Below are 14,587 nucleotides of genomic sequence, written 5' to 3'. Positions count from 1 at the left end.
GAAGTACCTGTTAGGGACGCTTGAGATAACGATTGGGAGTGGTGCCGATTATTTCTTTAAAATCTCTAATAAGATGTGACTGATCGGTATAGTTCAACTGAGCAACAATGTCTGCCATTGTAGTCGCATCAGATTCAAGCAGTGCAAGCGCTTGGTGCAGGCGATACTTTCGAATTAGCCATTTGGGACTAAAACCGATGTAGTGTTGGCAAAGCCTTTGTATTTTTCGTATTGGCATGTCGCAGTGTTTAGCAAGTTGCTCAACCGTAAAAATATCGCTGTGATCTTGCAAAGTGTTGAGAATATCTTCAGCCATAGCTGCACCTGTGCTTAAGGGGGGTGTAAACGGCGTTAAAAATTGTGATAGCACTTGTACCCGCTCTGCATCGTCACTTGCCATCGTTAATGAAGAAACAAGTGAACTTGACGGCACATCGCAAAGATGCTCCCAAGAAAAGGTTTTATCGACACATGCCAAAGGGGTGATATCAAATCGCTCTACTAGGGCACCGATCCTAAATTTAACCCCTAAGATCTGCCCTTTTCCATACATTGTGTAATCGTATACTTTGCTTACAGGACCAATAATTTTTATTTCATCGGTACTTAGCAGTAAATGAAAGTTGGGATCAGGTAAGTTTCTTTGTGTATGGGTTTTATTATCCGGCAAACTCCAGTCGACAAACCAAAATTGCTCGACAAGACCTTTTAACTCTGTGCATGGGAAATACCGTCTAAGCTGGTAGTTTGGAGCGCTTTGTTGTTGGTGAAGTACGCCGTTGATTGGGCTAAGGTTAGATTTCATCGCTGCCTTGTTATGGATAGAGCTCATTGTTTGTTGTCGTGTTTTTACAATACCAATTTTAAATTGCGTGCTAGATTTAAAACAAGCTGCATGAAACTGCAGAGCAAGGTCAAACTCTTCTACTATAAAATTAAGGGAAATGCGATGCAACTAACAGGTGTGTACGAAATTACCAATTGGCAAGAAACCACAGAAAAACAATTTGATGATGGTGCTAAACTCTCAAAAGCCGTGGTGAGCCTCAGTTATGAAGGCGAAATTGAAGGCAGTAGCGAAGTTTATTATCAGCTTCACTATACCGAAGAAGGAGATGTTGAGTTTAATGGCTTTGAAGCCGTAACCGGGGGCTTTTCTGGGCAACAAGGTAAGATTGTATTGATGCACGATGGTCGTTTTAAGCACGGTAAAGCACATAGTAATTTTACGGTGGTACAGAGCGATGTTGACGCGATTGCGGTGGGTGACAAAGGGTCATTTGAGTCGACTGAGGGAAAAAAGGCAAACTACCAAATAACACATAACTGATAGCTTCAATGTTATTGCGCTAGGCTAAGTAGCGGTGTCTTCTCATGTCTAGCGTGTACAGCGCATCAACTAACTCAGCAAAGTGACTAATGACGACATCTGCTTGTTCTGCGTAGTGAGGTTTGTCATTGGGGGCAAACAAGCATGACGGCATATTGGCGTTATGTGCCGCCTCTATATCGTAGAGGTAATCGCCAACATAAACACATTGATAAGGTGGCACTTGCCAGGTCTGAGCAACTTGCAGCAGTGCGGCCGGGTCTGGTTTGGCTGGCGCGTCGTCTCTGGTTAAAATCAATGGAATTGGCAATCCCGCTGTTTTAAGCTTCAATCGCGCCGCTTTTGCAAAGTTTCTGGTCACAACGGCAAGCGGGACCCCCATTCTCGAAAGGTGCGCAACAGACTCCTTAACCCCAGGAATAACTTCACAGTGCTGTGCGTCACATAATTCATGTTGGTGGACGATGTTCATGGCCTCTTCACGCATGTAAGGTGAAGGCAATGTACTGATAAAACTGAGTAAGTCTTGCCCTACCGGACAGCCAATTTGTGCCCGAATAAGTGAGAAGTCGAGTTCAGATGTCACTAGTGTGCCATCTAGGTCAAAAATGATGCCTTTAACCGGTATCCTATCCATTTTTAATATCCTTTGGTTTCGCATGTGTACTGCGTAGCCCTACTTAAAGGTAGGTACGTAATTGAAGTTTGTAAAGATCAAGACGATGGAGTTTTGCTTTTGCGAGATGAGTGGCTCACTGAGGGTAATGGTGAGCCACTTTTTAGACTTTTCGAAGTTCTATGCGAGTTTGCGTAGTAGCCCTTGCGTGTTTTGTTTCATAGTGTTCGCCACCATAAAGTAACCAATTACAGCGACGAAAGTTGCGCCAGTTGCAGGCCCTAATAGCCAAATATAGGGGTGCAAGCGGCCATCCACATCGAATGTTTGGACTTGGATCACCAAAAGTGCAATGTCACTGACCACGGCAGCTACCAGCCCTGCTAATCCGCCAAGTAATAAAAACTCATAAAGCGTGGCGAGTTTTATCAAACGACCTTTGGCACCGAGTGTGCGCAAGATAACGATTTCTTGCATACGTTCGGCAAGGCTCGCCTGAACCTGAGAAATGAGCACCAAAGAACCGCTGATAAGCACGATACTAAGTACAAAGCTAATCGCCAGTGAGACTTGAGAAATCATCGACTGCGCCTGTTTGAGCTGACTTTGAATGTCGATCATGCTAATTGTTGGATACGCTTTCAAAAACTGACTAATAACCTTAGTGTCTGCTATTTCAAGCTTGGCGGCAGTAAAGTAAGTCACTGGGAATTGGCCGGCGATTTTATCGTTAAATATCATCACAAAGTTAGGTTTCAGCGAGCCCCAATTGACACTACGTAAACTCGTCACTTTGGCTTCAATTGTTTGGCTATTGATTAGGAAGCTAAGCGTGTCCCCCACTTTTATCCCTACCCGTTCGGCAAGCCCCTGGGCGACGGAAACTTGAAGCGCATCAGAGTCATCAAACCACTCACCATCGACTACTTCATTGCCCGCTGGCAATTCATCTAGCCAGGTAAGGTTGAGCTCTCGCCCTACCCCTTCTCGTGCATCTTCGTCTTTTTCTTCACCTTCTTGTAGTGAGACCCTGCGCGCAAATTCTTCGCCATTCAGCGCATTTACACGGCCCAAAAAGACGGGATAAAAATGTTCATGCTTGATGCCACTTTCATCGAGTTTGTTTTGCATTGGCTGAATTTCTTGTTCCATGATATTGATAAAAAACGCATTGGGTGCGTCTTCTGGAACTTGCATCTGCCAATCTGAGATCATGTCATTTTTCAGCACCACTAAAAACAACATTAATTTGATAGCCAGAGCAAAGCTAATTAGCTGTACCGCATTTGCATTGGCACGTTTTTGCAGTGTGGCAATGGCTAAAGACCAACTTGAGCCCGGGCTCAACCCTAGTTTTCTGCCCGCTGAAAATAATAGTCGTGAGATCACGTATAGCACGGCCATGAGTAGCAAGGTTGCGCCGAATAAAATCGCGGTGATCTTAATATCGCGACTAAATAGCCACATTAACCCAAAAATAGTTAACACTGAAAGCGCCATATGAATTCGGCTAATCGCGATGGTGTCTCCAAGGTTGCGTCTTAGGACGCGCAGCGGCGGGATATCAAATAAATCTAATAGTGGTTTTAATGAAAACATCATTGCGCATACCACACCCACGGCAATGCTCAACAGCCAAGGCCTAAACCCTGCTTCAGGCAGGGCCGTATCCATAAAGTTAATCAGATAAGCGGCTCCTATACTTTGCAGTCCGTAACCGATAGCAAGACCGGCTACAACGGAAAAAAAGGTCACTAAAGAAAGGTGTAAAAGATAAATACGGCGGATGGTTTTGCGACTACCACCGAGCGTTTTCATCATGGCGACGGGATCATATTGGCGCTCACAATAGCGCTTTGCAGAAACCGCCATCGCTACGGCAGCGAGCATGATCCCAAATAGTCCAGCAAGGAGCAAAAAGCTCTCTGAGCGAGCTAAGTTTTCACCCAAAGGTGATTGCCTGTCTTTTATTCCCTGCCAAGATTGGTTGCTCTTGAGTTGTGGCTTGAGCCAAGTGTAGTACTCTCCCAGCTGCTGCTCTGAGCCCGAAAATAGTAGGCGGTAAAATACTCGGCTTCCGGGTTGAATGGCTTTAGTCACTGCAATATCATCATAATTAATAAGGACGCGTTTGTTCCCCGCCAGCGAGAAGAACGGGGCATCAGGCTCGCTAATGAGCACCTTACTCACGGTAAACTGCCCTGCCCCTATTTCTACCACGTCGCCAATTTTAAGGCCAAGGGAATAAAACAAGCCTTCGCTGAGCCATACATTGCCCTTTTTCGGAGCGGCTTGAACTTGGTAATTCTCGCCATTAAGGCTGTCTCTTAAAGTAAGCTTACCTCTAAGTGGATATGTCTCTGTCACCGCTTTTAGCGCGCCAAGTATTAACTCATCGTTGGCAAATAACATCGAGTCAAAATATACTTGCTTGGCGGTATTTAAGCCAAACTCTCGTGCTGTGGTTAGTACTCGGTCGTCGAAATCATGATTGCTTGAAAGCCGCCTGTCAGCAGCAATAAAATCTGCGGATTTTTGTTCTAGATTCAAACGGATCCGCTCGGTAATGGAAGACAAGCTAAACACTGTCAATACTGCAAGCGCAATTGCAGCTAGAATGATGGTGAGCTCGCCTCGTCTAAATTCCCTAGAGAATACAGTAAGTGCTAACTTAAACCACATTGACGGCCGCTCCTTGTTTTATTACTTCTAGTTTTCCAGCTTCAATATGAATGATGCGATCACACTGTTGAGCGAGTTGCTCATCATGGGTAACAAGCACCAAAGTGGTGCCATTCTCTTTGTTTAGGTCAAACAGCAAACGCTCGATAAGATGGCCGTTTTTACTGTCTAAATTGGCCGATGGCTCGTCGGCGAATAAGATTTTGGGTTTGCCAACAAAGGCTCTGGCGATGGCCACTCGTTGCTGTTCGCCACCCGAAAGTTGTGAAGGGTAGTGCGTTAGACGATGAGACAAGCCAACCTTTTCTAATAACTCTGTCGCTTGATTTTTTGCACCTTTGTCCCCAGCTAATTCAGCAGGAAGCATCACATTTTCAAGCGCCGTTAAGCTTTGCACTAACATAAATGACTGAAATACGAAGCCGACTTTTTCTGCTCGCAGTTGAGCTCGAGCTTCTTCATCCATTTTTTGTAATGATTCGCCATCTAAATGAACTTCTCCTTTGGATGCGATATCTAAGCCGGCAAGCAAACTAAGTAAGGTTGACTTACCAGAGCCAGAAGCGCCAACGATTGCCACGGACTCACCTGACTTGACAGTGAAATCGATATCACTAAGGATAGTGAGATTACCTTCGACGGTAGAGACCTGTTTAGTAAGGCCTTTTACTTGGATCATATTTAACTGAGAAAGCACTGACATGAAGTACTATTTCCTAAAGTTGTTGTTCATACTTGTTATTGTAATGACGCCGTTAAGCGCAAATGCCAAGCAAAAACTCATGATAGTTGGTGATAGCTTAAGCGCCGCTTATGGCCTGAAACAAGATGATGGTTGGGTTAAATTGTTACAAAATAAATACGAAACAGAACAAAATCCGATCGAAATTATCAATGTTAGCGTTAGCGGTCAAACAACAGGTAATGCTGTGGCAAAAATAAATCAGCAATTGAAAACGATTTCGCCTACTCATGTATTAATCGAGTTGGGCGGTAATGATGGCTTGCGCGGTTTCCCTGTAAAAAGGTTAAAGGTAAATCTCACACAGCTGGTGCAATCTAGTCAACAAGCAGGCGCCAACGTTGCCGTAATGGAAATCCAAATACCTCCTAACTTAGGTCCACGTTATACCAGTATGTTTACCGAGAGCTACCAACAAGTGACAGAGCAAACCGGTAGCTACCTAATGCCCTACTTTATGTTAGAAGTGGCGGACAAACCGGAGTTAATGCAAAACGATAACCTACACCCAAACAAAGAAGCACAACCTCTAATCCGCGACTTTATGTATAAAGAAATAAATCAATGGCTGGCAAAGTAAGCACGAAAAAAACCCGCTAAGAGCGCGGGTTTGGGTGTGTTTTAGTTTGAAACTTGAACGTAAAGCGATTACTTGAAGTTTGCGATGCTCGTTTTAGTCGCATCTACCGTTTTCCAAGCATATGATTGACCAACTACACCATAAGGTACACCGCCAAGAGACCAGTTCGGGTTAGCGAAGTAGTCGTACTGTGTTGCATTACCAAATACATGTGGATAAGCCATGATACTAGCGAAGTTGTCTTGTACGCCGTGGCCCATGCCATCAACGTATACACCACCGCTGGTGTCACCTTGTTTGCGTGAATGCGCTAGACCTTGGTTGTGACCAAGCTCATGAACAAATGTGGTTGCACCACAATCGATACCTGTAATGCTGAACATACGGTTGCTCATGCTTGAATATAGGTTGCCATTGCTACCTTGACCTACCCAAGCTAGACCACATGTGATGTAGTTACCATTGCGCTCACCTGTACCAAGTACTGCAACCATATCTGCACGCCAAGTATTACGTAGGTTAGCTACATAGCTGCTGTTAGTCACAGAATCTAACCAAGCACTCGTTGGTGTGATGTTGTAGTTACCTAAGTTTTGCGTACCTGCAAGGCGTAGTTGCAGATCGATACCATTTTGGCTGTAAACTTGGTTTGTAAACGCAATCAACTGATTGATTTTAGTATTAATGTTTGATGTAGCAGCCGCTGACTGATCAGTATAAAGAATGCCGATATCAACGGTGACTGCTGATGCGCTTGCAGATAGAGCGAGTGCTGTTGCCAGCGATGCTGCCTTTACTGTTGTATTCATTGTTTTTCCTTTCTTTTAGTTAACGTTACTTTTGGGTTGAAAAATATCTTCCTTCACAGAAACTGAGTTATGTTTTGTTTCATCATGACTATCATGCGGATGCAGTTCTTCTTCTTTGTGAGAACGATATAAGTCTCGCTTGGCTGCGATCCAGCCAAATTGGTCTTTTGACTCGAATACATAGTTGCCGCTTGGTGCGGTGAGTTGGCCATATACGGCGTCTTTGCCTACCGTCAAAACGGTGGTATGGAAACGACCATCAGCACCAGTGACCTTACCAAAGACGCTTTTATCGCCGTTTTCTGCCAAGGATATGCCGGTCACTTCTGCTACAAATGACTCTTGTGTTTGCGGAATAAGCAATTCAAAGTTATCGCCGCCTTCTAATTTTCTGAGTGTAGGTAAGTCAAATTCAATATAAGCTTCATTGTTTAAGTCTTGTGGTAAAACCTTTGCGGCTGACAGCACGGCTTTTGCTTTATTCGATACCTTATTCACCGCATAAAAGTCGCTACTTTTTTGTATTGGCGCTGCTGTAGTGATGGCTTGCTTAGAACCTTGTTCAAGCGTGTCAAGCTCTAGGGTCGCCTTCGACTCATCTTCTGTGTTGTTCGAAACTTGAATTACATTTGCATGTGAAAGTTGAGCTTCAGGCATCATTTTCCAAAAAGCAATTCCAATAAAACCAACAAGTAATGCAACAATGAGCAATCGCATAATCCACCACGAATACGTTAATAAGTGGTGAAATACTATTCATTTTGCGGGTTTGTGATCAACTTTAAATTTACCAAACGTTTTCATTTGTATTCATTAAAATTAAATATCTTCATGATATATATGTATAAATTTCATTAACAAATCTTTACAATGTGGTGTGGTTAAATGTGTTAAGCAGTGGGGTTGTCAAACTAATGTAACTAAAGTGTGTTTTTTGAAAGTGATTGATTAAATTGACTTTATTTTTTCAATTAGTGGCATTATTTATCTGTTAGTCTCTATCTAGTTGATTTGTATATTTAAAGTTTTCAGCTTTAGTTGACGCTTTTATTCATAGTCCTGATGCGTGTTCAGGGTATTTTGCCATTTGTTTTGAAAACTGTTGTTTGACTTGGTGAAGTAACTGATCTGGAGTGAGCTCTGTAGTATTGTTAATCGCCGGCATAACAACAAAAGTTTTACTACGGTAGTCTATTGCCATAGGCACAATGGGGACTTCGGCGGATTGTGTGATGTAGATAAAACCTTTTTTCCATTCTGAGGTGTATTTACGAGTCCCTTCTGGGGCTAAGCCCAAAATTAATTTGTCGTTGGCATTGAAGATATCGCGAACCTGCGTGACCATACCATGAGGTGTATCTCGCCTAACCGGAATACCGCCCCATTTGCGTAATAGCCAGCCAAATGGTGGGATAAAAATGGTGTGCTTGCCTAAAAAACGAATTTCAACATCAAGTGCAAGCTTGACAGCAATGCCAATAAAGAAATCCCAGTTTGATGTATGCGGCGCGACGGCTGCTACGAATTTGTCTTCACTTGGGAAAGTGCCAGCTATCCTCCATCCCATCATCTTAAGCATCAAGTTTCCAAGCTTTCGACCAATAGGGCTGTTCGAGCGTGGGATATTAGGTGGAATATTGATCAAGGTAATGGCCTTCTTTGTTTTTGTTATTTATTGGTGGTGAATTTATTTTAGTAGACAGTTTTGGGGCTTGTTGACCTTTGCTGCAAAAACAAAATTGAAAGATAAGCAGGCCATAAGTACCAAACGCAGGCGTGCGATGCCATCATATAAAATGAACTACTGATTAGGCAGAGAAATCTACAAAAGCATCATTGAACTAATATAGATCCCTTACTGCTGTATCCCAGCCCCAGATTAATTAACCAAAGCCGATAATTCAAGTTTCAATAGCTTGTCGCTCTGAGCTAGGTTTAGTTGGGGGATATGCACTGGTGGATAGGTTGCCAAGTATATTTGGGGTTAAACAGGGTATCCCTTGTGTGGCCACTCAAGTTTGGGTTTTGCAGTTTCAATGCTTTTCTCTCTTCAAATTTAGCTTTTGCAATGGCTTCACGAGTAATTGGGTGATTGAAAAACAGTTTATCAAAAGAGCCGTCTTCTATTGCTTTGTTGAGGCCATAGGTAAGGCGCTCCTTGAGTCGACGATTGTTTTTATTAACGAAAAAATACATGGCGGCGGGATAACAAAACGCGAACTTGGACTCTACCACTGCACTATTCATACTTTGTAACTCCGTCCATGGTTCGTGAAGCGCACGAGGAAAGAGCTCAAAGCGCTTTTCTTCTAGCATTTTAGGTAATAGAGCTGCCATGCTAGTAACCACAACAAAGCCATTTTTTTCGTAGATTGAGGTATCAGGCCAATCGATACCACTGCCAAGCGTGAAGCTCATTAATTGGGCGGGTGAGTTAAGTAGGGAGAGTCTTTCCTCGGTATCTTTATGGATAAGAAATAAACGCGCCCCCATCATCCCTTTTAATAACGGCACATATACCGTCGCTAAACTTTTTTCCCTTTGGATTGACGTCATGCTCCAGTGAACATCTAAAAGTTTCCCTTGCTCCAAAATTTCTAAGGTGCGTCCTTGGGGGGTGTGATCGAAAGAGTTTTCAATGAGTTGGTAAGCGCCGTATTTATCGCGGCTCTTATTTAAAGCCAGTCTTAACAACGCGATGTAGTAGTCTTGTTTGGGATCGGCAAATTCTTTAGAGATGTTATAGCGCACAAGATCGCTTGCACAGACGCTATATGACGTTAGTAATATGAAGGTTAAAACCAGCTTTATTGAGGCTATCATTCCTTTTCCTCGTCGCGCGTTCACAATGTATGCTTTAACTCTAGCGCAGAACGTGAGTTGATAAAGTAAAAAAGACACCGAAGTGCCTTTTTACTTTAGCGAGTTAGATAACCTAAAACGTGACGCTTAGCCAATCATCATTGCCATCAAAGTGCAGCGACCTGACTTTTCCTTTGCCTTCGAAGTTTACTAAATTGACTTGTTCTGACCACACATCTCTGAGTGCATTGTGACGCATTTTAAGCTCTGTTATTGGTGAGAACAGCGGGGTTTCTTGATATACCCAAAAGAATTGGCCATCGATTTCCGCACCAACCAAATTTAAAGGCAGAACTTTCCCTGCGCCTGTTTTTATTTCAACGTGCTTACTGACATAATCCGCAAAGCTTGCTCTATCTGCAGCATTGTTAAAGATGTCGGCATTGTGACTCAGTAGGCTCTCTATCGCATGCTCAGTATCATGGAGATAAAATCTGTGCATGATCTCGATATTGCCACTGCGTTCGTTAAATAAAACAGTGGTGATCGCTGCTTTTAATTGGTGCGCCTGACAAAGCGGCGAAATCAGCACAAATAAACAGGCTAAGCGCCAGGTTTTCATTAGTTATCCTTTTTCTCTTCGAATGGTTTTAGCTCGGCTTTCACGTCTTGCATGATATCGCGATACACTTTACCTTCACGCTCTTTCTTTTTATAGAGTTCGAGGCGGGATTCTATAATGCGCCTTGGGTAATGGTTATTCTCGATATCAACGTCAGCAGTTTCCCATCGCGGATCAACAGTCACGGATGCAAGCGGCTTATCTTTATCTGTAATAATTAGCTTGCTGACGTTACGGGCATTGCGACGCCAAATCTCGGCAGGGATAGTTCGCTCTTCTTTGCTACCATCTTGGTACGTGAGCTCAAGTAAGATTGGCATCACGAGTCCACCGACATTACTAAACTTAAGCACATAATAGTTTTTGTCTTCTTTTACCGCGCGCTCAAGGGTACGTTTTTCCCAAGGTTTGAGCTCAGATAAAAACTCACGATACTCATTTCGTTCTTCATTGGTTACCGTAAACTGGTCATTACTATCGTAAAAGTCTGTTATGTCTTGGTTTTTATCAATCCAAAGTGCGCGCCCTTGTTCTTGATTGCGTTTGACGAATAACGACATTGGTTTGTTCTTTTCAAACTCACGTAGGCGGCCAAAATCGATGTCTGGGTTTTTGGTATCTAACCGCAATTGATAGATTTTATCTAATGAGATATCGACATGATCAGTGCTGTAAAACCAGCCGCGCCAGAACCAATCTAAATCGACCCCAGAAGCTTCCTCCATCGTTCTAAAGAAGTCGGCAGGCGTTGGACGTTTATATTTCCAGCGTAAGGCATATTCTTTAAATGCAAAATCGAATAGCTCACGGCCTAAAATCACCTCGCGCAGAATGTTAAGAGCCGCAGCAGGCTTAGTGTAGGCATTTGGACCGAGATGCAATACGCTGTCTGATTGCGTCATGATTGGAGACTGATCTTCAGATTTCATGTAGGCAGCAACATCTCTTGGCTCTACGCCCCAAGGAATGGTGGGATCCCATTCGCGGCCGGCAACGCCATCTAAAAAGCTATTGAGGCCCTCATCCATCCATGTCCATTGGCGCTCGTCTGAGTTGACTATCATGGGGAAGTAGATATGCCCCACTTCGTGAATGACAACGCCGATTAAAAAACGTTTCTCGGCCAGTGAATAGGTGCGAGAGCCATCATCTTGCAATTTCGTACGCGGACCATTGAAAGTGATCATCGGATATTCCATCCCACCGACAGGACCATTTACCGACTGAGCGGTTGGATAGGGGTAATCAAACGAGAAGCGTGAATAGACTTCCATGGTATGAATAACGGCTTCGGTGGAGTATTTTTTCCACAAGTCACCCCCCTCTTTGGGGAAAAATGACATGGCCATCACGAGAGGCTGCTCGTCACCACCTTGCTGATAGCCTTTAGCATCCCACATAAATTTACGTGATGAAGCCCACGCAAAATCGCGCACATTCTTGGCCTTAAAGCGCCACGTTTTTGTGTCATCTGTGCCGGCTTTTTCGTTTTCTAGCGCTTCTTCTTCAGTAACGACAAATACCGGGCGTTTTGCTGTTTTTGCTTGCGCTAGTCTGTCACGCTGGGTTTTGCTCAGAACTTGCTTTGGGTTATCTAACTCACCGGTTGCAGAAACGATATGATCGGCCGGCACCGTGATTTCAACGTCGTAGTCACCAAATTCGAGCGTGAACTCACCACTGCCAAGAAACGCCTTATTGGTCCAAGCTTCATAATCTGTATACGCCGTTAGACGAGGGAACCATTGCGCGAGCAAAAAGATGTCATTACCATCTTTTTCAAAGTGCTCATAACCCGAACGTGCGCCAACCGCATCTTCTTCAACAATATTAAAGGCGAAGTCCATGCTAAATTGCAGATCTTTACCTGATTTGAGCGGTTCGTTTAGGTCAACACGCATCATGGTATCAACAATCGTGACCTTGAGCGGTTTACCGCGACCATCCTTGACATTATTGATGACAAAACCAAGCTCAGTGTCATCCATAAACTGCTGGCGTCTGAGTTGATTTAGTGAAATTTTTGCATGTTTTGTAACCGGATTACTCTGTAATTCGTTCCCGAAAGTTGCAGTTCGTTCAGCGATTGAATCGTTTTTGAAGATATTTTGGTCTAATTGTAGCCATAAATATTTGAGGGTGTGAGGAGAGTTATTTTTGTAATTTATGGTCTGCGTAGCGGTTAATCTTTTGGCTTTCTCGTCCAAATTTACATCAATATCATAATCCACCTTTTGTTGCCAATAACGCTCTCCGGGCTCACCGGCTGCGCTGCGGTAGATATTTGGGGTCGGTAAAGTCTCGTCTAATTGGCGAAACTTATCTTCAAAATGCCCTTTGGTTTGTGAAATGGCGCTGGCGTGTGCGACACCGGATAGCGCGAGTGCAACCAATAAAGGCATAGCTGGTGTTGATTTTTTCATTGTTATTTCCCGTTTTATCATGCCAAGGCATTGACCGATAAACATTTTTATTTCAGTTTTTTGCTCTGAGTGAGTAGAGGGGATTTACATGGTGACAAAGGAAGACAAATAAAACCTTCTACGTGTCAATAAACTGACAAATAAAAACACATAAATCAAAGTTTTGAGATAAAGTAACAAGATTTGGACACGACTGAAATGAGACTGTTTTGAGTGTTTTTTAATCTGTTGTTTTTGATAGAAAAAATACAGTGGTCTAAAAAATTAATTTGTATGCCAAAAAGGTATTTTGCTGGGTTATTGTGTACATTTTATAAATAAATAAAGAAAACAAAATTAGTTGTTGATATTGACCCAAGTTTGTCTTTAAAATCGCGCACTTTACAATCTCTGGGTAAAACTGGCGTTAGTTTTGCTCTGTACTAAATACCCGTTTAGCGAATCGAATGTGGTGGGCAGTATGGATTTCTACATACTAAAAAAACAAGAGAAGTTTGTTGCAATTCCTGCAGACGAACAAAACTGTAAAGATTATTTAGATGACGGCTATTTTTATGTTGATAAAGTAGCTGCCTGTAACGAGAAATCGGCGATTAAACGCGTGCAAGATAAGCATAGTCGTGTTTTCAAGTTACCTGCTAAATTCTTTTTACTAGCATTACCTATAATCATTTTTGCTTGGTGGCAGTTGACTCACTAAGCTGTTAAAGCGTCAATATTCACAAGACGAATATTGCTCGACGATGCTATATTAGCGTTTCTATAGGAAAAGGAACGCTAAATGAAGGTTTTACACACGTCTGACTGGCACTTAGGGCAATCGTTTTACGAGCATGATCGCAGTGAAGAGCATCAGCTGTTTTTAGACTGGCTATGCGATGCGCTGGTTGAACGGCAAGTCGATGTACTGTTGATCAGCGGTGATATTTTTCATACCGCAACACCGCCCGCCAGTGCTGAAAAGCAACTGTATACCTTTATCCAAAAAGCATCTCAACTGTGCCCTCAGCTGCACATTATTCTGATTGCAGGCAACCACGATTCCGCTAATCGCATTGAAACCGCAAAACCACTCTTAACCTTATTCAACACCCATGTTATTGGACGCTTTAACAAACAAGCGCCTGAACAAGTTGTTATCGATTTACCCATCGCCGCGCAGCATATGCATGTTGTGGCAATGCCATTTTTGCGCAGTGCTGATTTACCAAAACCGCTAGCTGACGAGTTTGACTATCAAACCGGGGTACAATTAGCTTATCAGCATGCGCTAAGCACGATAGAAGAAGTGAAAGGTCCTATTGTGCTAATGGGGCATCTGCACGCCAAGGGGGGAACGATTTCTGAAGATTCTGAGCGTAACCTCAACATTGGCGGTTTTGATGCGGTATCTGCAGGCGTGTTTGGCGAGCAGTTTGACTATGTTGCGTTAGGTCATTTACATAAAGCGCAAACCGTCGCTAAGCAAAGCGCTATCAGATACTGCGGCACACCTTTGCCAATGTCATTTTCCGAACGCAATTATAAGCATCAGGTATTGCTCGCTGAATTTAATGAGCAAGGTCTGATCGATGTAAACCCCCTTTACGTTCCCCGTTTTAAAGATGTGCTATATATCCCTGAAAATGGTGCAAAGCGCTTGACTGAATTATGCGAAGCTATCGCGGCGCAGGATTTTAGCAAGTTCGATAGCGCTCCCTATATTCGCTTAAAATTATCTGCAGCGGAAACCAATAGCCGCTTTCGAGCTGAGATTGATGAAGCGCTAAAAGGAAAGGATATTAAGTTTTGTGGTATTGAGCGGGTGTCTAAAGGCGCAGCCGCCAGTGAGTGGTTGTTTGAAGATTTGGGCAAAGTTGAATCGTTATCGCCCAATACCTTGTTGGATATTGCCTATCGCGAAATTGAACCTGAGCAGGAAAAAGCACCCGCGACATTGCATGAAAAATTAGCAGAAGTGATCGCGAGCATGGAGGAGTAG

General features: G+C 43.3%; 14 protein-coding genes. 4 read left to right on the top strand and 10 right to left on the bottom strand.

Annotation, left to right across the window (positions count from 1 at the left end):
• Positions 1-10: 10 nt before the first annotated feature.
• Positions 11-805 (bottom strand): helix-turn-helix domain-containing protein, encoded by a 795-nt coding sequence (locus tag BB427_RS12865; protein WP_254663632.1) that lies wholly within the window; start codon positions 803-805, stop codon positions 11-13.
• Positions 806-949: 144 nt separating this feature from the next.
• On the opposite strand from BB427_RS12865, the gene BB427_RS12860 reads away from it, so the two are divergent.
• Positions 950-1,330 carry a DUF3224 domain-containing protein gene (locus tag BB427_RS12860; protein ID WP_069021018.1) on the top strand — a complete coding sequence of 127 codons (381 nt, stop codon included), beginning with the start codon at positions 950-952 and terminating at the stop codon, positions 1,328-1,330.
• Between the two features lie 19 nt (positions 1,331-1,349).
• Here the strand turns inward: BB427_RS12860 and BB427_RS12855 are convergent, their stop codons facing one another.
• The 3 genes from BB427_RS12855 to BB427_RS12845 form a co-directional block, all read right to left on the bottom strand.
• Positions 1,350-1,967: an HAD family hydrolase gene (locus tag BB427_RS12855; RefSeq protein WP_069021016.1), complete on the bottom strand. Its 618-nt coding sequence runs from the start codon at positions 1,965-1,967 to the stop codon at positions 1,350-1,352.
• 159 nt (positions 1,968-2,126) lie between these two features.
• Positions 2,127-4,628 carry an ABC transporter permease gene (locus BB427_RS12850; protein WP_069021014.1) on the bottom strand — a complete coding sequence of 834 codons (2,502 nt, stop codon included), beginning with the start codon at positions 4,626-4,628 and terminating at the stop codon, positions 2,127-2,129.
• Positions 4,618-5,331, bottom strand: a complete 714-nt coding sequence (locus tag BB427_RS12845; protein WP_010376092.1) for an ABC transporter ATP-binding protein — start codon at positions 5,329-5,331, stop codon at positions 4,618-4,620. Before BB427_RS12845 ends, BB427_RS12850 begins: the two co-directional genes overlap by 11 nt.
• Between BB427_RS12845 and BB427_RS12840 the strand changes: the two genes are divergently transcribed.
• The gene (locus tag BB427_RS12840; RefSeq protein ID WP_069021012.1) at positions 5,330-5,950 is read left to right on the top strand and encodes an arylesterase; all 621 of its coding nucleotides are present in this window, start codon (positions 5,330-5,332) and stop codon (positions 5,948-5,950) included. The two genes, BB427_RS12845 and BB427_RS12840, sit on opposite strands and share 2 nt — an antisense overlap.
• Positions 5,951-6,018: 68 nt before the next feature.
• Here BB427_RS12840 and BB427_RS12835 read toward each other — a convergent pair whose 3' ends face one another.
• From BB427_RS12835 to BB427_RS12810, 6 genes are all read right to left on the bottom strand, one after another.
• Positions 6,019-6,759 carry a reprolysin-like metallopeptidase gene (locus BB427_RS12835; protein WP_039495419.1) on the bottom strand — a complete coding sequence of 247 codons (741 nt, stop codon included), beginning with the start codon at positions 6,757-6,759 and terminating at the stop codon, positions 6,019-6,021.
• 15 nt (positions 6,760-6,774) lie between these two features.
• Positions 6,775-7,476, bottom strand: a complete 702-nt coding sequence (locus tag BB427_RS12830) for a hypothetical protein (protein ID WP_069021011.1) — start codon at positions 7,474-7,476, stop codon at positions 6,775-6,777.
• A 334-nt stretch (positions 7,477-7,810) separates the two neighbouring features.
• Positions 7,811-8,404, bottom strand: coding sequence for a 1-acyl-sn-glycerol-3-phosphate acyltransferase (locus BB427_RS12825; protein WP_069021010.1), 594 nt, complete (start codon positions 8,402-8,404; stop codon positions 7,811-7,813).
• A 290-nt stretch (positions 8,405-8,694) separates the two neighbouring features.
• Positions 8,695-9,582, bottom strand: coding sequence for a hypothetical protein (locus BB427_RS12820; RefSeq protein WP_045988636.1), 888 nt, complete (start codon positions 9,580-9,582; stop codon positions 8,695-8,697).
• 112 nt (positions 9,583-9,694) lie between these two features.
• Positions 9,695-10,183 (bottom strand): DUF6702 family protein, encoded by a 489-nt coding sequence (locus BB427_RS12815; protein ID WP_039495427.1) that lies wholly within the window; start codon positions 10,181-10,183, stop codon positions 9,695-9,697.
• Entirely contained in the window at positions 10,183-12,606 is a 2,424-nt protein-coding gene (locus BB427_RS12810) for a M1 family metallopeptidase (protein ID WP_069021009.1), read from the bottom strand. Before BB427_RS12810 ends, BB427_RS12815 begins: the two co-directional genes overlap by 1 nt.
• A 460-nt stretch (positions 12,607-13,066) precedes the next feature.
• On the opposite strand from BB427_RS12810, the gene BB427_RS12805 reads away from it, so the two are divergent.
• Complete coding sequence (locus BB427_RS12805) at positions 13,067-13,306, top strand: hypothetical protein (RefSeq protein ID WP_010376069.1); 240 nt, start codon at positions 13,067-13,069, stop codon at positions 13,304-13,306.
• Positions 13,307-13,387: 81 nt separating this feature from the next.
• Positions 13,388-14,587, top strand: coding sequence for an exonuclease SbcCD subunit D (locus BB427_RS12800; protein ID WP_069021008.1), 1,200 nt, complete (start codon positions 13,388-13,390; stop codon positions 14,585-14,587).

It is taken from the genome of Pseudoalteromonas sp. BMB, assembly GCF_001709235.1.
Taxonomy (GTDB): Bacteria; Pseudomonadota; Gammaproteobacteria; order Enterobacterales; family Alteromonadaceae; genus Pseudoalteromonas; species Pseudoalteromonas maricaloris.
The sequence above is the reverse complement of the archived record's forward strand: the minus strand, read 5'-3'. Positions and strand labels throughout refer to the sequence as shown.

What these genes read in the sequence shown, in the direction of transcription:
- BB427_RS12865 (WP_254663632.1), bottom strand. Translation starts at nt 805, where the DNA reads ATGAAATCTAACCTTAGCCCAATCAACGGCGTACTTCACCAACAACAA.
- BB427_RS12860 (WP_069021018.1), top strand. Translation starts at nt 950, where the DNA reads ATGCAACTAACAGGTGTGTACGAAATTACCAATTGGCAAGAAACCACA.
- BB427_RS12855 (WP_069021016.1), bottom strand. Translation starts at nt 1,967, where the DNA reads ATGGATAGGATACCGGTTAAAGGCATCATTTTTGACCTAGATGGCACA.
- BB427_RS12850 (WP_069021014.1), bottom strand. Translation starts at nt 4,628, where the DNA reads ATGTGGTTTAAGTTAGCACTTACTGTATTCTCTAGGGAATTTAGACGA.
- BB427_RS12840 (WP_069021012.1), top strand. Translation starts at nt 5,330, where the DNA reads ATGAAGTACTATTTCCTAAAGTTGTTGTTCATACTTGTTATTGTAATG.
- BB427_RS12845 (WP_010376092.1), bottom strand. Translation starts at nt 5,331, where the DNA reads ATGTCAGTGCTTTCTCAGTTAAATATGATCCAAGTAAAAGGCCTTACT.
- BB427_RS12835 (WP_039495419.1), bottom strand. Translation starts at nt 6,759, where the DNA reads ATGAATACAACAGTAAAGGCAGCATCGCTGGCAACAGCACTCGCTCTA.
- BB427_RS12830 (WP_069021011.1), bottom strand. Translation starts at nt 7,476, where the DNA reads ATGCGATTGCTCATTGTTGCATTACTTGTTGGTTTTATTGGAATTGCT.
- BB427_RS12820 (WP_045988636.1), bottom strand. Translation starts at nt 9,582, where the DNA reads ATGATAGCCTCAATAAAGCTGGTTTTAACCTTCATATTACTAACGTCA.
- BB427_RS12815 (WP_039495427.1), bottom strand. Translation starts at nt 10,183, where the DNA reads ATGAAAACCTGGCGCTTAGCCTGTTTATTTGTGCTGATTTCGCCGCTT.
- BB427_RS12810 (WP_069021009.1), bottom strand. Translation starts at nt 12,606, where the DNA reads ATGAAAAAATCAACACCAGCTATGCCTTTATTGGTTGCACTCGCGCTA.
- BB427_RS12805 (WP_010376069.1), top strand. Translation starts at nt 13,067, where the DNA reads ATGGATTTCTACATACTAAAAAAACAAGAGAAGTTTGTTGCAATTCCT.
- BB427_RS12800 (WP_069021008.1), top strand. Translation starts at nt 13,388, where the DNA reads ATGAAGGTTTTACACACGTCTGACTGGCACTTAGGGCAATCGTTTTAC.